Origin of the sequence: Cryobacterium lactosi (assembly GCF_004403945.1) — a bacterium.
GTDB classification, from domain to species: domain Bacteria; phylum Actinomycetota; class Actinomycetes; order Actinomycetales; family Microbacteriaceae; genus Cryobacterium; species Cryobacterium lactosi.
This window is the reverse complement of record NZ_SOHM01000002.1, coordinates 121,728-140,359: the sequence shown is the minus strand read 5'-3', so window position 1 is coordinate 140,359 and position 18,632 is coordinate 121,728. Positions and strand designations below refer to the sequence as shown.

At 68.1% G+C, this 18,632-nt stretch carries 18 protein-coding genes; 8 read left to right on the top strand and 10 right to left on the bottom strand.

Annotated features, from left to right (window positions below):
- Positions 1 to 58: 58 nt before the first annotated feature.
- The 6 genes from betT (at position 59) to E3T61_RS00770 (ending at position 8,359) form a co-directional block, all read left to right on the top strand.
- Positions 59 to 2,197: a choline BCCT transporter BetT gene (gene betT / locus E3T61_RS00795; RefSeq protein ID WP_134639019.1), complete on the top strand. Its 2,139-nt coding sequence runs from the start codon at positions 59 to 61 to the stop codon at positions 2,195 to 2,197.
- Positions 2,194 to 3,699 carry an aldehyde dehydrogenase family protein gene (locus tag E3T61_RS00790; RefSeq protein WP_134639018.1) on the top strand — a complete coding sequence of 502 codons (1,506 nt, stop codon included), beginning with the start codon at positions 2,194 to 2,196 and terminating at the stop codon, positions 3,697 to 3,699. Before betT ends, E3T61_RS00790 begins: the two co-directional genes overlap by 4 nt.
- A gap of 20 nt (positions 3,700 to 3,719) precedes the next feature.
- The gene (locus tag E3T61_RS00785; RefSeq protein WP_134639017.1) at positions 3,720 to 5,282 is read left to right on the top strand and encodes a GMC family oxidoreductase; all 1,563 of its coding nucleotides are present in this window, start codon (positions 3,720 to 3,722) and stop codon (positions 5,280 to 5,282) included.
- A 100-nt stretch (positions 5,283 to 5,382) separates the two neighbouring features.
- On the top strand, positions 5,383 to 6,075 hold the full coding sequence (locus E3T61_RS00780) for a response regulator transcription factor (RefSeq protein WP_066597326.1): 693 nt from the start codon (positions 5,383 to 5,385) through the stop codon (positions 6,073 to 6,075).
- A 29-nt stretch (positions 6,076 to 6,104) separates the two neighbouring features.
- Entirely contained in the window at positions 6,105 to 7,877 is a 1,773-nt protein-coding gene (locus tag E3T61_RS00775; protein ID WP_134639016.1) for a sensor histidine kinase, read from the top strand.
- Between the two features lie 191 nt (positions 7,878 to 8,068).
- Positions 8,069 to 8,359, top strand: a complete 291-nt coding sequence (locus E3T61_RS00770) for a WXG100 family type VII secretion target (RefSeq protein ID WP_134639015.1) — start codon at positions 8,069 to 8,071, stop codon at positions 8,357 to 8,359.
- Positions 8,360 to 8,403: 44 nt separating this feature from the next.
- Here E3T61_RS00770 and E3T61_RS00765 read toward each other — a convergent pair whose 3' ends face one another.
- The 6 genes from E3T61_RS00765 to E3T61_RS00740 form a co-directional block, all read right to left on the bottom strand.
- Positions 8,404 to 9,570 (bottom strand): hypothetical protein, encoded by a 1,167-nt coding sequence (locus tag E3T61_RS00765; RefSeq protein ID WP_134639014.1) that lies wholly within the window; start codon positions 9,568 to 9,570, stop codon positions 8,404 to 8,406.
- A gap of 107 nt (positions 9,571 to 9,677) precedes the next feature.
- The gene (gene groL / locus E3T61_RS00760; protein WP_110128146.1) at positions 9,678 to 11,306 is read right to left on the bottom strand and encodes a chaperonin GroEL; all 1,629 of its coding nucleotides are present in this window, start codon (positions 11,304 to 11,306) and stop codon (positions 9,678 to 9,680) included.
- Between the two features lie 141 nt (positions 11,307 to 11,447).
- Positions 11,448 to 12,497, bottom strand: a complete 1,050-nt coding sequence (locus tag E3T61_RS00755) for a DUF3048 domain-containing protein (protein WP_134639013.1) — start codon at positions 12,495 to 12,497, stop codon at positions 11,448 to 11,450.
- Positions 12,498 to 12,622: 125 nt separating this feature from the next.
- Positions 12,623 to 12,826, bottom strand: a complete 204-nt coding sequence (locus E3T61_RS00750) for a cold-shock protein (RefSeq protein ID WP_088457037.1) — start codon at positions 12,824 to 12,826, stop codon at positions 12,623 to 12,625.
- A gap of 221 nt (positions 12,827 to 13,047) precedes the next feature.
- Positions 13,048 to 13,608 (bottom strand): LytR C-terminal domain-containing protein, encoded by a 561-nt coding sequence (locus E3T61_RS00745; RefSeq protein WP_134639012.1) that lies wholly within the window; start codon positions 13,606 to 13,608, stop codon positions 13,048 to 13,050.
- Between the two features lie 50 nt (positions 13,609 to 13,658).
- Positions 13,659 to 13,958, bottom strand: a complete 300-nt coding sequence (locus E3T61_RS00740) for a DUF3263 domain-containing protein (protein WP_241992311.1) — start codon at positions 13,956 to 13,958, stop codon at positions 13,659 to 13,661.
- Between the two features lie 198 nt (positions 13,959 to 14,156).
- On the opposite strand from E3T61_RS00740, the gene msrB reads away from it, so the two are divergent.
- Entirely contained in the window at positions 14,157 to 14,558 is a 402-nt protein-coding gene (gene msrB / locus E3T61_RS00735) for a peptide-methionine (R)-S-oxide reductase MsrB (protein WP_130178129.1), read from the top strand.
- Positions 14,559 to 14,683: 125 nt separating this feature from the next.
- On the opposite strand, the gene E3T61_RS00730 is transcribed toward msrB, so the two are convergent.
- From E3T61_RS00730 to E3T61_RS00715, 4 genes are all read right to left on the bottom strand, one after another.
- Entirely contained in the window at positions 14,684 to 14,920 is a 237-nt protein-coding gene (locus E3T61_RS00730) for a helix-hairpin-helix domain-containing protein (RefSeq protein ID WP_134639010.1), read from the bottom strand.
- A gap of 116 nt (positions 14,921 to 15,036) precedes the next feature.
- The gene (locus E3T61_RS00725) at positions 15,037 to 16,011 is read right to left on the bottom strand and encodes an SDR family NAD(P)-dependent oxidoreductase (protein WP_134639009.1); all 975 of its coding nucleotides are present in this window, start codon (positions 16,009 to 16,011) and stop codon (positions 15,037 to 15,039) included.
- A 38-nt stretch (positions 16,012 to 16,049) separates the two neighbouring features.
- Entirely contained in the window at positions 16,050 to 16,619 is a 570-nt protein-coding gene (locus tag E3T61_RS00720) for a sugar O-acetyltransferase (RefSeq protein WP_134639106.1), read from the bottom strand.
- 123 nt (positions 16,620 to 16,742) lie between these two features.
- The gene (locus E3T61_RS00715; RefSeq protein ID WP_134639008.1) at positions 16,743 to 17,126 is read right to left on the bottom strand and encodes a PLD nuclease N-terminal domain-containing protein; all 384 of its coding nucleotides are present in this window, start codon (positions 17,124 to 17,126) and stop codon (positions 16,743 to 16,745) included.
- Between the two features lie 141 nt (positions 17,127 to 17,267).
- Here E3T61_RS00715 and E3T61_RS00710 point away from each other — a divergent pair, with 141 nt between their 5' ends.
- Positions 17,268 to 18,629 (top strand): chloride channel protein, encoded by a 1,362-nt coding sequence (locus E3T61_RS00710; protein ID WP_134639007.1) that lies wholly within the window; start codon positions 17,268 to 17,270, stop codon positions 18,627 to 18,629.
- Positions 18,630 to 18,632 lie beyond the last annotated feature (3 nt).

Below are 18,632 nucleotides of genomic sequence, written 5' to 3'. Positions count from 1 at the left end.
CCAGGCCGCGTCCGCGGCCACGTCAGATGATACGCAAGCGCCAAGCTCCAAGGATGACATGCCCACTTCTGAACTAGATTCATCTGTTCCCGCACCGCCCATAAATTCCGCGGCTCCGCCGGAAACCAAGACCCGCGTCAACAAGACCGTCTTCATCGGCTCCGCCACCGGAGTCATCGCAATCGCCCTCTGGTCGATTCTCGCCCCCGCCACCGCCAGCGATGTGATCGGCTCCGTCGTCGGCTGGGTCTCCACCAATCTCGGCTGGTACTACTTCCTGATCGTCACCCTCGTGCTGGTCTTCGTGATCTACATCGCAATCTCCAGGGTGGGCAAGACCAGGCTCGGCCCCGATCACTCCAGGCCACAGTTCAGCATGTTCACCTGGACGTCGATGCTGTTCGCCGCCGGGATCGGCATCGACCTGATGTTCTTCTCGGTCTCCGAACCCATCACGCAGTACCTCGCGCCGCCCACGGGTGACGGGAGCACCGTCGAGGCGGCCCGCCAGGCGATGGTGTGGACACTGTTCCACTACGGCATCACCGGCTGGGCGCTCTACGCGCTGATGGGCCTGGCCCTCGGGTACTTCTCCTACCGGCAGAACCTGCCCCTGAGCATCCGGTCGGCGCTCTACCCGATCTTCGGCAAGAGGATCTACGGGCCGATCGGCAACATCGTCGACATCGCCGCCATCCTCGGCACCATCTTCGGCATCGCCACCAGCCTGGGAATCGGTGTCGCACAGCTCAACTACGGGCTCACCTTCATGTTCGGCACCCCGCAGACCCTGTTCGTGCAGGGGTCTCTCATCGCCCTCTCGGTGGTGATGGCGACGATTTCCGCGGTCACCGGCGTGGAGAAGGGCATCCGGCGGCTCTCCGAGCTCAACGTGTTGCTCTGTGTGGGGCTCATGCTCTTCGTGCTGATCGCCGGGAACACGTCGTTCCTGCTCGACGCGGTCGTGCAGAACGTCGGCGACACCCTCAGCCGGTTCCCGGCGATGACCCTGGACACCTTCGCCTATGACCGGCCCGACGCGTGGATGAACTCCTGGACCCTGTTCTTCTGGGCCTGGTGGATCGCCTGGGCGCCGTTCGTCGGCCTGTTCCTGGCCCGCATCTCCCGCGGCCGCACCATCCGCGAGTTCGTCGCCGGCGTTCTGGTGGTGCCGTTCGCGTTCATCCTGCTGTGGATCGCCATCTTCGGCAACAGCGCCCTCGCCATCGTGATCGGCGGGGACGCCGGCTTCGGCGAAATCGCGATGAACTCCCCCGAGAAGGCGTTCTACTCGTTGCTCGCGGAGTTCCCGCTGGCGCCGTTCAGCGCCGCGGTCGCGACCTTCACCGGCCTGCTGTTCTACGTCACCTCGGCCGACTCCGGCGCCCTGGTGATGGCGAACTTCACCTCGCACCTGAAGGATTCCGAATCTGATGGCCCGAAGTGGCTGCGCGTATTCTGGGCCGTCACCACGGGTGTGCTCACCCTGGCGATGCTGCTCGTGGGAGGGATCCCCAATCTGCAGAACGCCACCATCATCATGGGGTTGCCGTTCTCGGCGGTGCTCCTGCTGATCATGCTCGGGCTCTACAAGGCCCTCCGGGTGGAGCAATCCCTGACCGACAGCTACCGGGTGAGCCTGCCCGGGCTGCTCTCCGGCCGCAGCGGCGACCCGGCCAAGGCCCGCAACTGGCGCCAGCGGCTGTCCCGCGCGATGAGCTACCCCGGCCCCAAACAGGCCGAACGGTTCGTGTCGACCGTGGCCCTCCCTGCCCTGAAAGAGGTGCACGACGAACTCGTGGCCAAGGGTGCTGAGGTCACCATCAGCGAGGGCGTCGTCGACGGCCTGCAGATCCCCCACGTCGACCTGCTCGTGTCGATGGGTGAGGAGCGCGGCTTCAAGTATCAGATCTACCCCGTGCAACTCGACATCCCGTCCTATGCCGTGCGCACGGCGGCGTCGGGCAGCAAGTACTACCGCATGGAGGTCTTCTCGGCCGAGGGCAGCCACGGCTACGACCTCATGGGGTACAGCAAGGAGCAGGTCATCACCGACGTGCTCGACCACTACGAAACCCACCTGGACTTCCTGCACCTCAACCGTGCAGAGCAGCCAGGGAACACCACCTTCGCCGAAGACCAGGTAGCCAAAGACAATTGGGAAGCCGATTTCGAATCGGACGAGGTACACACATGAACGCACTGAACACCCCCGCACCGACCGAGCGCCCCAGCACCCTGTTCATCGGCGGTACCTGGCGGCCGGCGAGCGACGGCGGCACCCGGGCCATCCACTGCCCGGCCGACCGTCAGCTCGTCGGCCACGTGTCCGAGGCCACGACGGCGGATGCCGAGGCCGCCATCCAGGCCGCCCGCGCGGCCTTCGACAGCCAGGTCTGGGCCGCCGTTCCCGCACCGGAACGCGGTGACTTCCTGCTGCGCGTTGCGGCGGAGCTTCGGGTGCGGAAGGCCGAGTTCGCCAGGGCCGAAACCCTCGACACCGGTAAGCGCCTGCTCGAGAGCGAGATCGACATCGACGACATCGCCAACTGCTTCGCCTACTTCGGCAAGATCGCTGCCGAGGACGCCGGACGCATCGTCGACGCCGGCGACCCCAATGTGATCAGCCGCATCGTGCACGAACCCGTCGGCGTGTGCGGGCTCATCGCCCCGTGGAACTACCCGCTGCTGCAGGCGGCCTGGAAGATCGCGCCGGCCCTCGCCGCGGGCAACACGTTCGTGCTCAAGCCCAGCGAGCTCACCCCGCACACCAGCATCCTGATGATGCGGCTGCTCCACGACCTCGGCCTGCCCGCCGGCGTCGCCAACCTGGTGCTTGGCGCCGGAGCCGTGGCGGGCGCCCCGCTCTCCAGCCACCCCGACGTGGACCTCGTGTCATTCACCGGCGGCCTCGAAACCGGCAAGAAGATCGCCGCGGCCGCGGCCGGCACCGTCAAGAAGGTCGCCCTCGAACTCGGCGGCAAGAACCCGAACGTCATCTTCGCCGACGCCGACTTCGATGCCGCCGTCGACAACGCCCTCAACGGCGCGTTTGTGCACTCCGGCCAGGTCTGCTCGGCCGGGGCGCGCATCGTGGTGGAAGCATCCATCGCCGAACGCTTCGTCGACGAGCTCGTGCGTCGCGCCAACCAGATCCAGCTCGGCGGCCCGTTCGACCCCGCCGCCGAGACCGGGCCGCTGATCAGCGCCGCGCACCGCGACAAGGTCACCGCCTACGTGCAGAAGGGCATCGACGAAGGAGCGCGGCTGCGCTGCGGCGGCACCTGGGGCGAGGGCGACCTCGAGCAGGGCTATTACTACACCCCGACCGTGCTCGACCAGGTGCACAGCGGCATGTCCGTCGTCATCGACGAAGCCTTCGGCCCCGTCGTGACCATCGAGACCTTCGAGACCGAGGCCGAGGCCGTGCGCATCGCCAACGACACCGTCTACGGCCTGGCCGGGGCGGTATGGACGCAGGACGCCGGCAAAGCCCAGCGCGTCGCCCAGGCCCTGCGCCACGGCACCGTGTGGATCAACGACTTCCACCCCTACCTGCCGCAGGCGGAGTGGGGCGGCTACGGGCAGAGCGGCATCGGCCGCGAGCTCGGCCACGCCGGCCTGGGCGAGTACCAGGAAACCAAGCACATCTACCAGAACACGGCCCCGGCAGTCACCGGCTGGTTCGCGGCGCGCTGAGCGCCGGAAGGAGATCACCCATGACAGAGACTGAATTCGACTACATCGTCATCGGCGGCGGTTCCGCCGGCGCCGCCGTCGCCGCGCGCTTGAGCGAGGACCCCGACGTGACGGTAGCCCTCGTCGAGGCCGGCCCCGACGACCGCGACATCGACGTGATCCTGCAGCTGGATCGCTGGATGGAACTGTTGGAGAGCGGCTACGACTGGGACTACCCGATCGAACCGCAGGAACACGGCAACTCCTTCATGCGCCACGCCCGCGCCAAGGTGCTCGGCGGTTGTTCGAGCCACAACTCCTGCATCGCGTTCTGGGCGCCGGCAGAAGACCTGAACGACTGGGCGAACGTCTACGGGGCCACCGGCTGGGATGCGGCGAACACGTTCCCGATCTACCAGCGGCTCGAGACGAACGAGGACCAGGCCGATCACCACGGCCAGGACGGCCCCGTGCACCTGATGAACGTACCGGCCACCGACCCGTGCGGCATCGCCCTGCTCGACGCCTGCGAGCAGACCGGCATCCCGCGGACCACGTTCAACTCCGGCACGACAGTGATCAACGGTGCCAATTTCTTCCAGATCAACCGGCAGGCCGACGGCACCCGCGCGTCCTCGTCAGTGTCCTACATCCATCCGATTCGGGAGCGCGCGAACTTCACCCTGCTCACCGGCATGCGGGCCAAGAAGCTCACCTTCGACGAGAACAAGCGCTGCACCGGCGTGCAGGTCGTCGAATCCAGCTTCGGCAAGACCATCCAGCTCACCGCCCGCGCCGAGGTGGTGCTCTCCGCCGGCGCCATCGACTCCCCCAAGCTGCTGATGCTCTCCGGCGTCGGCCCGGCAGAGCAGCTCGCCGAGTTCGGCATCGAGGTGCTCGCCGATTCCCCCGGCGTGGGCGAGAACCTGCAGGACCACCCGGAGGGCGTCATCCAGTGGGAGGCGAAGCAGCCGATGACCGAGACCTCCACTCAGTGGTGGGAGGCCGGCATCTTCACCACCACCGAAGACGGCCTCGACCGGCCCGACCTGATGTTCCACTACGGTTCGGTGCCGTTCGACATGCACACGGCCCGGCAGGGCTACCCGACCACCGAGAACGGCTTCTGCCTCACGCCCAACGTCACCCGGGCGCGTTCCCGCGGCACGGTGAAGCTGCGCAGCAGCGACTACCGAGACAAGCCGATGGTCGACCCGCGGTACTTCACCGACCCGCACGACATGCGCGTGTTGGTGGCGGGCATCCGCAAGGCCCGGGAGATCGTGGCCCAGCCGGCCATGGCCGAGTGGGCCGGCACCGAGCTCTACCCGGGCGAAGCTGTGCAGACGGATGCGCAGATCACCGCGTACATCCAGAAGACCCACAACACCGTCTACCATCCGGCCGGCACCGTGCGGATGGGCGCCGTGGACGACGCCCTCGCCCCGCTCGACCCCGAGCTGCGGGTCAAGGGTGTCACCGGGCTGCGGGTGGCGGATGCGTCGGTCATGCCGGTCCTCGTGACCGTCAACCCGAACATCACCACCATGATGATCGGCGAACGCTGCGCCGACCTGGTCAAGGCGCACCGCAGCACCCGTTAGGCGGCCACACGGCGCGTTATCGGTGGGCGCCTCAGCCTTGAGGCGCCCACGTACCGCCCACTCACAGGAAAGCACCAGCTAACGCGCAGATACTGGGTGCATGACTGACGGCCCCCGCATCCTTATCGTTGACGACGAACCCAACATCCGGGATCTCCTCACCACCAGCCTCCGCTTCGCCGGGTTCGCCGTGCGCGCCGTGGGAAACGGTGCCCAGGCGATCTCCGCCGTGCTTGAGGAAGAGCCCGACCTGATCATCCTCGACGTGATGTTGCCCGACATGAACGGCTTCGGCGTGACCAAGCGCCTGCGTTCGGCCGGCTACACCGCGCCGATCCTCTTCCTCACGGCCAAGGACGACACCGAAGACAAGATCACCGGCCTCACCGTCGGCGGCGACGACTACGTGACCAAGCCGTTCAGCCTCGACGAGATCGTGGCCCGGATCAAGGCCATCCTGCGCCGCACCATGCACGCCGACGAAGACGCGGTCATCCGCGCCGGCGAGTTGACCATGGACCAGGACACCCACGAGGTCCTCGTCGGCGACCAGCCCATCGAGCTCAGCCCCACCGAGTTCAAGCTGCTGCGTTACCTGATGCTCAATCCCAACCGGGTGCTCTCCAAGGCGCAGATCCTGGACCACGTCTGGGAGTACGACTTCAACGGCGACGCCGGCATCGTGGAGTCCTACATCTCGTACCTGCGCCGCAAGGTGGACATGCACTCCAGCGAGCCGCTGATCCAGACCAAGCGCGGTTTCGGATACATGCTCAAGGCCGCCAAGGCATAGACCCAGTTTCACTTCTTTAGACTGGAACTATGCATGTGGCCCTGATGGACCGTTGGAGCCGGATTTCGCTCCGCTCCAAGATCACCGGTGTGACCGTGCTGATGCTCACGCTCGGCCTGCTCGTTTCCGGAGTGGGCACCATGGTGATCCTGCAGAACTACGTTGTGCAGCAGGTGGATGCCAGCCTGCAGACCGAGGCGCAGACCACCCTGATGGACTACCGCAACTCGATGGAGAACGGCAGCGCTGCCGGTGTGGACTCCGACTACTTCGTGGCGGTCTACGACCAGAACGGCGTGCTCAAGGACCGTACCTGGCGGGACCGGCCCCGCTCCAGCCTGCCCGCTGTAACGATGCCGTTGGACCTGCCCAGCGTGATCAGCATGAACGGCGCCGTACAGAAGCTCTCCGACGCGGAGGGCGACACCGAGTTCCACGCCGTGGCCGTGCCGTTCGTGATCAATTCCACCGGCACTTACGGCACCCTGCTGATGGCCGTGTCCCTGCAGTCGGCGCAGAACACCGTCAACACCTACCTGAGCATCTTCCTCGGCTTCGGTGTCGGGGTGGTGCTGGTGGGCGCCATGCTCACCCGACTGCTGGTCACCACCACCTTCGCGCCGCTGCGCGAGGTCGAGCGCACGGCTGCGGCCATCGCCGACGGCGACTTCAGCCAGCGGCTGGGCGGAGCCACCCCCAATACCGAGGTGGGCCGGCTGAACCGGTCCCTCAACACCATGCTCAGCCGCATCGACCGGGCCTTCAAGGACCGTGCCCGCACGATCGACCAGATGCGCCGCTTCGTCGGCGACGCCAGCCACGAGCTGCGCACCCCACTGGTGTCGGTGCGCGGCTACGCCGAGCTCTACCGGATGGGCGCTCTACAGACCCCCGACGACGTTGCCCAGGCCATGCAGCGCATCGAGAAGGAAGCCATCCGCATGGGCGGTCTCGTCGAGGATCTGCTCGAACTGGCCCGGCTGGATGAGACCAAGCCGCTCTCGCTCACCCGCGTCGACCTGCTGCCCCTCGCGCACGATGCCGCGCTCGACGCCATGGCCTCCTCGCCCGGCCGCCGGGTCACGGTGCTGACCAGTCACCCAGCCGAGTTCACCGAGGAGGCGCAGGAATCCCCGATCGACCTGGCCCACTCCACGGGTGAGGTCGCCCCCGCCCCGGTGTCTCCCGCCCCGGCTCCGGCCGTCGACGGGGCCAGCGCCAAAACCGCCGCCACCAAGAGCGCCGCCGCCAAGGCCGAGCCGTCCGGGTCCAGCACCGGCACGATCTCCTTCGCCGGCGCCACCCTCGCCAGGCTCCGCACCCGCCGCCCCAAGCGCACGGATGCGGCCCTGCCCGCCAGTGAGGTTCCCCCCGCCGTCGAGGCACCGCCGGAACTCGAAGCGGTGATCATGGCCGAGGAGAACAAGGTGCGCCAGGTCATCACCAACCTGATGGGCAACGCCCTGCGGTTCAGCCCGGCCGACAGCCCGGTGGAACTCGAGGTCGCCGTGGACCGGCGCAACCAGCGCGCCTCCATCTCGGTCATCGACCACGGCGAGGGCATCCCCCCGCAGATCCGCGACAAGATCTTCCAGCGTTTCTGGCGGGCAGACACCTCCAGGGCCAGGGAGACCGGCGGCAGCGGCCTGGGCCTGGCGATCGTGGCCTCCATCGTGGCGAGCCACAACGGCTCGGTCGAGGTCGTCGAGACCCCGGGCGGCGGAGCAACTTTCCGGGTCTGGTTCCCGCTGGCCGAGTCGGCCGCGGCCCCGCAGTCGCTCGCCTCGACCACCCTGAGCTGACCCGCCCTGCGCGGCTGAGGGCCGCGGGTGACGCTGCGGTGGAGTGTCGAGCACCTGGCGCCGCTCCTCCACGCCGACGGCCGATGCCGGGTTCTCCCCCGATGCCGGCAGTCCCCGGCTCGGCTGCCTGTGCGCCGTAACGTCGACCGCGGGCGCCATTGGGGCGCCACACGAGCGAACGGAGCGTTCCGATGACCCAGTTCCAGGTCGACAGCGATGCACTGATCACCACCACCGGCGCCGCACGCGCCACCATGTCTCGCATCCAGGCCGAGGTGGCGGCGCTGCTCGGTCAACTCACCGGGCTGGAAGGCTCCTGGACCGGGCAGGCATCCACACAGTTCCAGGCGGCGGTGTCGGCGTGGCGCACCACTCAACAACATGTCGAGCAGAGCGCGGATGCGCTCAACCAGGCGCTCGGGCAGGCCGGCCAGCAGTACGCCGAGGTGGAGCAGGCCAACGCCCGGTTGTTCGCCCGGTAGCGCTCTCCGGAGAGGGCTGCCCGGATCGCCCGGTAGGGGCCGGCTCAGCCGGAGAGACGGGCGGCGGCTCCCACGGCGGTCTGGGTCAATCTGTCGCGTAGGACGTCAGGATCACCCTGGGCAGACGGCGTGCTGAACTGCACCCAGTTGCCACCGATCACGGTGTCGAGGCTGCACGTCTCGGTCGCGCTGCCACAGGCGAACGAGGCCCGCTCGACCCCCGGGATCGATTCGGCGTTCCTTGCGCCCTGGTCGGGTCTTGCGGTCAGGCTCCACATCGCGTCGTAGGCCCAAGCCCCACCGGGAAGTGAGTCGACCGAGAGTACGCCGTTGTCGGAGTTCTCCAGCAGCCAGGAACATCGTTCTGCTCCGCTCATGCTCCACGCGCCCGCGGGGAGACTCCAGCCACCGCCGCCTGCGGGGCCGACCCACAGCTCCTCGGTGCGCTGGAATATCGAACGTGCCTCGTCGGCGGTGGCGTAGACGGTGCAGTCGTCCGGCAGCGCCACCGCGTTCGCGGCCGGTGTCCAGAGCGGTCCGGGCGCCGGGGCCTCCGCCACCGTCGTGACGATGGACTCGATCAGCGGTGCTACCCGCTCAGCCACATCGTCGTTGCTCATCGCAGCGTCGACATCGATGCCCGTCAGCTGCACTTCGATCCAGGTGCTGCCGACCAGGATGTTGCTCGTGCACGACGACTCGGCGCCGCGGCCGAAGCATGCTCCCCCGGCGGAATCACCGTAAGGAGCATCGGTGCCGCTCGTGACGTCGGTGTAGAGCTCCGCATAGCGGGCGTACTGCTCGGCGGCGTCGGGGAGCACGAGCACCGTGTAGCCGGAGACGACCGGCCCTGCCCCGTCTCCCGGCCCGGGAGCTGCAGGGTCTGTCGCGGCGCAGGCCGTGCCGCCGAGCTGCTCGATCGCGAAGCTGAGCGGGCCCACACCGAGCAAGGCTGCGGCATACGGAAGCGGCACCAGCCCGGTGGTCACGGTTTCGGCGGCGAGATCATCCGGCACGAGGGCGGCGCAGTCGAGGCCCAGCCTGGGCGCCGGTGCGGTGACCGCATCCGCCGGTGCCGGGGTGCCGATCGGGCCCGCTGCCGGTTCGACCGGTACTGGCGATTCTGCGGCGCAGCCGGCCAGGAGCGCCACAGCCAGCAACGCCGCCGGCACCAGCGCGCCGGCCGACCTCGACCGTCCCCGAACCCCCATACCGCACGGTAACACCCCAGCATTCGGGAGCAGCACCGGACACACGAATGTGGGCGCCCCCAGAAGGGGACGCCCACATCTATTCGTTACTGCTGGTGAGGCTGGACTTAGAAGTCCATGCCACCCGAGGGGTCGCCGGCCGGGGCCGGGTTCTTCTCGGGCTTGTCGGCGACGACGGCCTCGGTGGTGAGGAACAGTCCAGCGATCGACGATGCGTTCAGCAGCGCGGAGCGGGTGACCTTCACCGGGTCATTGATGCCGGCAGCGATCATGTCGACGTACTCGCCGGTCGCGGCGTTGAGGCCGAATCCAACGGGCAGGTTGCGCACCTTGTCGGCGACAACGCCCGGCTCCATGCCGGCGTTGAGCGCGATTTGCTTGAGCGGAGCGTCGATGGCGACGCGCACGATGTTCGCGCCCGTTGCCTCGTCGCCGACGAGGTCAAGGATTGCCTTGCTCTCGAATGCGGTCTTGCCGGCCTGGATGAGTGCAACGCCACCACCGGCGACGATGCCCTCTTCGACGGCTGCCTTCGCGTTACGAACGGCGTCCTCGATGCGGTGCTTGCGCTCCTTGAGCTCAACCTCCGTCGCGGCGCCGGCCTTGATGACGGCAACGCCACCGGCGAGCTTGGCGAGACGCTCCTGGAGCTTCTCACGGTCGTAGTCGGAGTCGGTGTTCTCGATCTCGTTACGGATCTGCTGAACGCGACCGGCGATGGCTTCGGCGTCGCCGGCACCCTCGACAATGGTGGTCTCGTCCTTGGTGATGACGACCTTGCGGGCGTTACCGAGCAGGTCGAGGGTGACGTTCTCAAGCTTGAGGCCGACCTCCTCGGAGATGACCTGGCCACCGGTGAGGATGGCGATGTCCTGCAGCTGCGCCTTGCGACGGTCGCCGAAGCCGGGGGCCTTGACGGCAACCGACTTGAAGATGCCACGGATCTTGTTCACAACGAGCGTGGCCAGGGCCTCGCCGTCGACGTCCTCGGCAATGATGAGCAGCTGCTTGCCGCTCTGGATGACCTTGTCGACGATCGGCAGCAGGTCCTTGATGTTGGAGACCTTGGAGTTGACGATCAGGATGTAGGGGTCTTCGAAGACCGCTTCCTGACGGTCGGGGTCGGTGACGAAGTATGCCGACAGGAAGCCCTTGTCGAAGCGCATGCCCTCGGTGAGCTCGAGCTCGGTGCCGAAGGTGTTCGACTCCTCGACGGTGACAACACCTTCCTTGCCGACCTTGTCGATGGCCTCGGCGATGATCGCGCCGATTTCGGCGTCGCCGGCAGAGATGGAGGCCGTGGCCGCGATCTCTTCCTTGGTCTCGATCTCCTTGGCGCTGGCGATGAGCTCGGCGATGACCGCAGCGGTGGCCTTTTCGATACCGCGCTTGAGGCTGATCGGGTCGGCGCCGGCTGCGACGTTGCGCAGGCCTTCGCGAACCAGAGCCTGAGCGAGAACGGTGGCGGTCGTGGTGCCGTCGCCGGCGACGTCGTCGGTCTTCTTGGCGACCTCCTTGACGAGCTCAGCGCCGATCTTCTCGTACGGGTCGTCGAGCTCGATCTCCTTGGCGATGGACACGCCGTCGTTGGTGATCGTGGGGGCGCCCCACTTCTTCTCCAGCACGACGTTGCGTCCGCGCGGGCCGAGGGTCACCTTGACCGTGTCAGCGAGGATGTTGAGGCCGCGCTCAAGGCCGCGACGGGCCTCTTCATTGAAAGCAATGATCTTTGCCATATGTGTTTCTCGTCCCTCCCGGACGTTACCAAAACGATGATGGGTTAGCACTCCAAACCGCAGAGTGCTAAACCGATTCTGGCACTCTGGGGTCGAGAGTGCAAGTGAACACGGGGCGTCGGTGCCCGCCGGACGGCTGAGTCAGGGCACCAGCTCCACGCTGCCGCCGTCAGCGGGAACCAGTTCGATCCAGGTGTTCCCAGGTGCGAGCTCGATCGTGGCCCCGGCCGCGTCGGCCAACCGGATCGGCGCGGCCGGGCCATCCTTGAACCAGGTGGCCGGCATCGTCGACCCGCCGGCGGATACCCAGGCCTCGCCGGAGCCGGTCAGGATGGTGCGGGGCACCTCGCCGCTCCGGTCCACCTCCACCCGCAGCACCAGGACGTTGGTGGCGCGCAGCTGGGTTCCAGTGGTGTCGAGGTCGGCGGCGCCGTCTTGGCTGCGGAGGTAGGCCGCGGTGGCCGGGTCCCAGTCCCAGGCCCGCCCGCCGGACTCGGAGAACCGGGTGACGATCGTGGCCGTCGGTTCGCCAGCCAGGACGGCGGTGGTGTCTTCGCCACTGTCGGCATAGTCCAACTGGGCGCGCGGCTCGGCGAGGTCGGAGTGCAACTGCACGGTTTCGGCAGCAGCGAGCACCACGTCATGCGGGGAATCCCGGTCCTCGGCACGAACGAACAGGCCCGTGGCGTCCTCGTCGAAGATGATGTTCAACAGCGGGGTGGCCTTCATCGCGTCGACGAACTGCGGCTGGCCGCCCGAATATGCCACGATCCCGCCGAAGGAGCTCAGGATCTCGGGGTCCATCGGGCGGATGGACCGCACCGGACCCACCTCGGCGGGCACGTCGGAGTGCCAGATGGCGGCGTACCGGGTGAGACCGCCCTCGACCAGTTCCTCGAAGACCAGGTCGGCGCTCTCGAGGCCGAGCTGCGGCCGGGCAGCGGGGTGGTTGTCGATCTTCACGGCCAAAGATGGATGCTCGGAACCGGCCGGGTCCACTGGCGTGCCGCGCAGGGGCGCGACGCCAGGGGGCAGGGTCGGACTCGGCGACGCGGCCGGCTCGCTCGGCGGTGCCGAGCAGCCGATCAGCCCCAGGCCGAGCCCGGCGGCCACCAGGATCGCCACGATCGCCCCCGGCACGCGGGGCCGGGATCGACGGGTGGGTCGAAGGGACATCCGAAACGCAGTCACGCCACACACTTTAGCCCGCCTGGTATGTCTGCCTGGCGGTCTAGGTGGTGGCGTGACTGAGACTCGGTGCTCGATCAGGGTTCGTGAGGATCCCGATCGAGAGGTAGCTGTTCGACGCGTGGCGGTTAAGCCGGGCGGACCGATTCGGCCTGCGGACCCTTGGCACCGGTACCGAGTTCGAAGATGACGTGCTGACCTTCTTCAAGAACCTTGTAGCCGTGCATGTCGATGGCGGAGTAGTGAACGAAGACGTCCTGTCCTCCTCCATCGACAGTGATGAAGCCGAAACCCTTTTCAGCGTTGAACCATTTAACGGTTCCGTTCGCCATGTGAAACTCCCCTAATGCAGTGTTGTATTTCGGCACTCACCCGTTGGTGTTACCGGGCCTGGCGCAGAAACTGCGTCCACCGTCTCGTTGAAGCGCCCTCAGGCTGAGAGCGCTTCGCAAGAAAATGAGCGACCACTGCAGACACTAGTGACGGAAGCCAAGTTCAAAAGGGGGTTGACTGAGCGACCCAATCCCAGTAGGTCGGCAGACGGGTGGTCAGCTCACTCGGCAGGCATGGCGTAGTCGGAGCCGACAACGACGGTGAGGCTGGCGTCTGAGCCCGCGAAGTCCTCGGAGAGCAAGACCTCCGAACCGGGCAGCAAGGCCGCCACACCGCGGGCAGCGCCCTCCAGAGAGGCATCCGCGTAGTAGACGGTCGTCGTGACGAAGTCTTCGGTGTCCGCGTCGCTGGTACTGCCGACGGTCCAGCCACCGGTGGTGAGCAGGTCGCCCACCGACCTGGCCACGCCGGTCGTCGGGGTGCCGTTGAGTACCGTGACACTCGCACTGGGGTCAGTGGTCGGCTCCGCGGTGGGCACCGGTTCGGTCGTCGGCTCCGCGGCGGGCGTCTCGGCCTCGATCCCGGGAATGGTGATGTTCAGCCGGTTGTTCAGCACGGTCAGGCCGACGGCACCCACACCGATCAGCAGGGCGGTTGCGCCCAGCGCCCACCACACCGCAACCCACCGGCGCCCCTTTTTGGCTGGTGCACGGTGCGCCCCCACTCGGTCGAGCTTGTGCGGGAGGTCATCGAAGCGGTCTTTCGGGTACGAAGTGGGCATCGTCTGTCTGGTTCGATCCTCGGTTGGCTGAACACACGGTAGGAGGTTCCCTACTCGATGGGGCGGATGGCTCTGGCCGACCGTGCCTGCGAACGCGCGTCACGCATCCGCTGCAGTCGTTTGACCAGCATGGGATCGTGGGCGAGGGCAAGCGGGGAGTCGAGCAAGGCACCCAACAACTGATAGTACCGGGCAGCTGAGAGGCCGAACTCGGTGCGGATTGCCTGCTCCTTGGCGCCGGGGTGTGACCACCCACGCCGCTCGAAAGCGAGCAGGTCTTCATCGCGCGGGCTGAGGCCCAGAGCGCCGTCGGCGCGCCGTTCGCTCTCGCCGTGCTCGCTGGTCGCCATACGCGTCATCCTATTTGGCACGGACTGGGTTTTCCCTGACCGGTCCCGCCTGTCGCGCAAGACCCGGACCCGATACCGTCAAGGGTGGGAATCGGCTGGGCAATCACCGAGTGTGCCGCACCCGGGAATGCCAAGGCCGCCGGCCGAGTTTACGCTGGAGGCAGTTCTCTGTCGAGACTGGATTTGAAAGGACGCACCATGGACTACGAGGTCACCAAGTCTGACGCCGAATGGAAGGCTGAACTCACCCCGGAGCAGTACAGCGTTCTGCGCGGTGCGGCCACCGAACGAGCCTGGACCGGCGAGCTCCTCGACGAGGGTCGGGCGGGCGTCTACACCTGCGGCGCCTGCAACGCCGAGCTGTTCAAGAGCGGCACCAAGTTCGACTCCGGCTGCGGCTGGCCGAGCTTCTACGAGTCGGTGCGCCCCGAGGCCGTCGAGCTCATCGAAGACCGCTCACTCGGTGTCGTGCGCACCGAGGTGCGCTGCGCCGCCTGCGGATCGCACCTGGGCCACGTGTTCGACGACGGTTTCGGCACCCCCACCGGTGACCGCTACTGCATGAACTCGATCTCGCTCAACTTCACGCCGGGCGAGTAAGCCGCCGGCGGCTGCGCAGTCGCCACTGTAACCCCTGCGTACAAGTGCGCCCGGTACGCCGGGCGCACTTGTTCGTTGCGGCAACGGTTAGGCGCTCGCGCGTCGGCCCGGCCGGGGCTGGAGTGTCAGCCGTCGCGCAGCGGACGCAACCGTGCCATGGCCGTGGGGCCCATGCCGTGCAGCCGGGCGAGAACATCCGGGTCCGCCCTGCGCAGATCCTCCACCGTGAGGATGCCCGCGGCCACGAGCGCGCGCCGGGCCGGAGACGGGATCCCCTCCGCCGCCCAGAGCGCCCCGTCAGCATCGGCGGCGCCACGCGGTGCCGCACCCGCATCCGTCGCCCGGCCCGCATCCTTGCCCATCTCCCCAACCTAGAATCCCGGCCGAGCAGTCGCAACTGTTACCCATGCGGACACAGTTAGCGGGCGGGGGCCGGGTGCAGGCACCCGTGCGCGGGTGAGAACAGCGCAGGACAGAGTCAGGCGAAGGCGTTCACGCCGGTGAGCTCGGCCGAGAAGGCCCAGAGCCTGGCCGCCGCATCCGGGTCGATCGCATGGGCGTCGACTCCGCTGATCCGGGCCGTGGCGCTGCCCGCCACTGTGGGTTCGGCGATGTCGCAGTCTTCGCAGTAGACGCCGCCCATGCCGTCGAGCATCGGCGAGGTGGCTGCCCAGGTGGAGGTGGCCGCGCCCTGCTCCGGGGACTTGAACAGCGGGTTCACGGTGCCGTCCTCGGTCATCCAGCCCGCGGCGATCATCTCCGTCCGGGGCAGGTGTCGCTGCAGCTCGGTCATGATGCCGCCGGGATGCACGGCGAACGCGCGCACGCCGGAGTCGGCGCCGAGGGCATCCAGGTGCACCGCGAAGAGGCTGTTCGCGGTCTTGGCCTGCCCGTACGCCTGCCACTTGTCGTAGCCGGAGCTGAAGTCGGGGTCGTCGAAGCGGATGCCGCTGAGCTTGTGCCCCGTCGACGACAGCGCAACGACCCTGGCGCCTTCCGCGGCCGTGAGCGCGGGCCAGAGCAGGTTGGTCAGCACGTAGTGACCGAGGTGGTTGGTGGCGAACTGGGACTCCCAGCCGTCACCGACCCTGGCCTCGGCGGACGCCATGATGGCGGCGTTGTTGATCAGGATGTCGACGCTGCGGCCGGTGGCCACGAAACGCTCGGCGAAGGCGCGCACGCTGACCAGATCGGCCAGGTCGAGCGCCTCGACCTCCACGGCGGTCAGGCCGCGCGCATCCAGGGCTGCCCAGGCCGCCTCTGGACGCCGGGCCGGCACAACCACCCGGGCGCCGGCCGCGGCGAGCGCGGCGACGGTCTCGATGCCGAGTCCGGAGTAGCCGCCGGTGACGATCGCCGTCTTGCCGCCGAGGTCGATGCCGGCGAGCACCTCGGTCGCGGTCGACTGCGCGGTGAATCCAGAGGGCAGGGCGTGCTGGGGAGTTGTGGTCATCAATCCAGCGTACGCTCGGCCGCGCCCGGCAGCCGCGGTTAGACCGCTCCGAGCCCGATCCGGTCGTCCGGCTCGATCGCGCGCACCACACGGGCCGGATTGCCGGCGGCGATGACCCCGGCCGGCACATCCTTGGTGACGACCGAGCCGGCACCGATGATGCTGCCCGCGCCGATGGTCACACCGGGGCAGACCACAACGTTGCCGCCGAGCCAGACGTCGTCTTCGATGGTGATCGGCGAGACCCGCTCGTAGCCCGCGCGGCGCTCCTGAACATCCAGAGCATGACTCGGTGTGTACAGCCGGGCGCTCGGTCCCACCAGCACGTTGGCGCCGATGGTGATCTCCCCGCCGCCCAGGGTGAGGAAGTCCGCATTGATGAAGGTGTTCGCGCCCACATGCAGCTGGGCGCCGTAGTCCAGGTACAGGGGCGGCCGGAAGTCCGCTCCGGCGCCGACGCTGCCGACCATCTCGGTGAACAGCGCATGCGCAGCGGGCTGGTCGTCGTCGTAGAGCGCGGTGATCTGCCGGCAGGTGCGTTGGGTGCTCGTGGTCATTTCCGCCAGCTCGGGCCCGGAGCGATACCGATACCACTCTCCCGCGACCATCTTGTCGAATTCGGAGCGAACGGGCTGCTGGGGTGTTTTGTTGTCTATGACCACAAACCCAAGCGTAGACCGTCGCCGGCGCTCCGTGTGACGCTCAGCCTCACTCCCCGTCCGCCGGCAGCCTCACGGTTCGTCCGTCGGCCTCCGCCGATCGGCCAGCTCGGCCTCGATACGGCGGATGCGGGCCTGTTCGGTATGGAAGTCGATCTCGCGGTCCAGGTCGGCCAGTTCTTCCTCGGTGGTGCGCACCCTCCGAACCGGCGGCTCCGCGGGCCCCTCGTACGCTGGACGGCGGCGCGGAACACTCACCCGGGGCCGGTCGGCCGGTGCCGGGTACTCCCGGCCGATGGCGAACCAGAGCACACTGCCGATCACCGGGAGGAAGATCACCAGAATCACCCAGAGGACCTTGGGCAGGTGCTTCACCTGCCCCTCCTGCCGGGTGATGATGTCCACCAGGGCGGCGATGAGGAGCACCAGGAGCACGGCAGAGAAGAGCGCATACATGGCGGTCAGCTTAGTGAACCGGACAACCGGGCGACCATCCCCCATTGGCGGTGCGCGGCACCGGCCTTGCGCAGGTGACCCGACCGGGCCAGCGTGGGCTGGGACTCCGCCACGCCCGCCCCGACCGAGGAGGATCGCGACATGCCCGCCCACCCCGATCCGCCGGCAGCGCCACCGAGCGCGGCCGACCCACTGGCGGTAATCCGTTCTCGCGGCTACCTCCGGATCCTCCTCCTGGCCGGGCTGATCGGGGTGCCGGTCTCGATCGCCGCTTACGGCTTCCTGGCGCTGGTGGACTGGCTGCAGGCGTACCTGTTCACCGAGTTGCCCGGCGTGCTCGGCTTCGCCAGCGTGCCGCTCTGGTGGCCATTCCCACTGCTCGCCCTCGCAGGGCTTCTGGTGGCGCTGAGCATCCAGCGGCTGCCGGGCACCAGCGGCCATCCGCCCTCGGAGGGTTTCAAGGCGGGCGGGTTCCCAGCGCCCCGGGAACTGCCCGGAGTGGTCCTCGCCGCCCTGGCCACCCTGGCCCTGGGCGCCGTGCTCGGCCCCGAGGCACCGCTGATCGCCCTGGGCGGCGGCCTGGGCGCCCTCGCTCTGCTGCTGATCAAGAAGGACTCGCCGCCGACGGCCATCGCGGTGATCGCCTCCGCCGGCAGCTTCGCCGCCGTGAGCACCCTGCTCGGCTCGCCCCTGCTCGGTGCGTTCCTGCTGATGGAGGCATCGGGGCTGGCCGGCGCGATGCTCGGGGTGGGCCTGTTGCCTGGACTGCTCGCGGCCGGGATCGGCTCCCTCGTCTTCGTCGGCCTGGACTCATGGACCGGCCTGGGCACCTTCTCCCTCGCCCTCCCCAACCTGCCGGCGTTCTCCACACCCACCCTGGCCATGTTTCTCTGGGCTCTCGGGCTCGGGGCCGGATGCCCGCTGGTCGCCTGGGGCATCCGGGCCCTCGCCCGCATCGTGCGGCCGTTTGTGCACGCTCACCGGCTCCTCGTGACGCCCGTGCTCGGCCTGTTGATTGCGGGACTGGCCGTGCTGTTCGCGCTGGTGACCGGGGAGGACACCACCGAGGTGCTCTTCTCGGGTCAGTCGGCGTTACCCGCGCTCATCTCCGGCGGCGCAGCGTGGCCGGTCGGCGCCCTGCTGCTGCTGGTGCTGTGTAAGGCGCTGGCCTACGGACTCTCGCTCAGCGCGTTCCGGGGCGGCCCGGTCTTCCCGGCGATGTTCATCGGCGCCGCCCTGGGGGTGGCGGCCTCACACCTGCCGGGGATGGCTTTGGTGCCGGCGGTGGGCGTGGGCATCGGAGCGATGTGCGTGTCGATGCTGCGCCTGCCGCTGACCAGCGTGCTGCTGGCCACGGTGCTGCTCAGCAGCGACGCGATCGCCGTGATGCCGCTGGTGATCGTGGCTGTGGTCGTCGCGCACGTCGTCACCGGTCGGTTGCCCGAGCCGCCGGGCCGGCGGGTGAGCGGCGCCCTCCCGTCGATCAGCCCCGCGACGGACTGAATC

Excerpts from the sequence above, each read along its gene's own strand:
- betT (WP_134639019.1), top strand. The coding sequence starts at position 59 with ATGCCCACTTCTGAACTAGATTCATCTGTTCCCGCACCGCCCATAAAT.
- E3T61_RS00750 (WP_088457037.1), bottom strand. The coding sequence starts at position 12,826 with ATGGCGAACGGAACCGTTAAATGGTTCAACGCTGAAAAGGGTTTCGGC.
- E3T61_RS00765 (WP_134639014.1), bottom strand. The coding sequence starts at position 9,570 with ATGGGGGTTCGGGGACGGTCGAGGTCGGCCGGCGCGCTGGTGCCGGCG.
- E3T61_RS00770 (WP_134639015.1), top strand. The coding sequence starts at position 8,069 with ATGACCCAGTTCCAGGTCGACAGCGATGCACTGATCACCACCACCGGC.
- E3T61_RS00730 (WP_134639010.1), bottom strand. The coding sequence starts at position 14,920 with ATGGGCAAGGATGCGGGCCGGGCGACGGATGCGGGTGCGGCACCGCGT.
- E3T61_RS00775 (WP_134639016.1), top strand. The coding sequence starts at position 6,105 with ATGCATGTGGCCCTGATGGACCGTTGGAGCCGGATTTCGCTCCGCTCC.
- E3T61_RS00785 (WP_134639017.1), top strand. The coding sequence starts at position 3,720 with ATGACAGAGACTGAATTCGACTACATCGTCATCGGCGGCGGTTCCGCC.
- E3T61_RS00790 (WP_134639018.1), top strand. The coding sequence starts at position 2,194 with ATGAACGCACTGAACACCCCCGCACCGACCGAGCGCCCCAGCACCCTG.
- msrB (WP_130178129.1), top strand. The coding sequence starts at position 14,157 with ATGGACTACGAGGTCACCAAGTCTGACGCCGAATGGAAGGCTGAACTC.
- E3T61_RS00715 (WP_134639008.1), bottom strand. The coding sequence starts at position 17,126 with ATGTATGCGCTCTTCTCTGCCGTGCTCCTGGTGCTCCTCATCGCCGCC.
- E3T61_RS00740 (WP_241992311.1), bottom strand. The coding sequence starts at position 13,958 with ATGGCGACCAGCGAGCACGGCGAGAGCGAACGGCGCGCCGACGGCGCT.
- E3T61_RS00780 (WP_066597326.1), top strand. The coding sequence starts at position 5,383 with ATGACTGACGGCCCCCGCATCCTTATCGTTGACGACGAACCCAACATC.
- E3T61_RS00725 (WP_134639009.1), bottom strand. The coding sequence starts at position 16,011 with ATGACCACAACTCCCCAGCACGCCCTGCCCTCTGGATTCACCGCGCAG.
- E3T61_RS00710 (WP_134639007.1), top strand. The coding sequence starts at position 17,268 with ATGCCCGCCCACCCCGATCCGCCGGCAGCGCCACCGAGCGCGGCCGAC.
- E3T61_RS00745 (WP_134639012.1), bottom strand. The coding sequence starts at position 13,608 with ATGCCCACTTCGTACCCGAAAGACCGCTTCGATGACCTCCCGCACAAG.
- groL (WP_110128146.1), bottom strand. The coding sequence starts at position 11,306 with ATGGCAAAGATCATTGCTTTCAATGAAGAGGCCCGTCGCGGCCTTGAG.
- E3T61_RS00720 (WP_134639106.1), bottom strand. The coding sequence starts at position 16,619 with ATGGTCGCGGGAGAGTGGTATCGGTATCGCTCCGGGCCCGAGCTGGCG.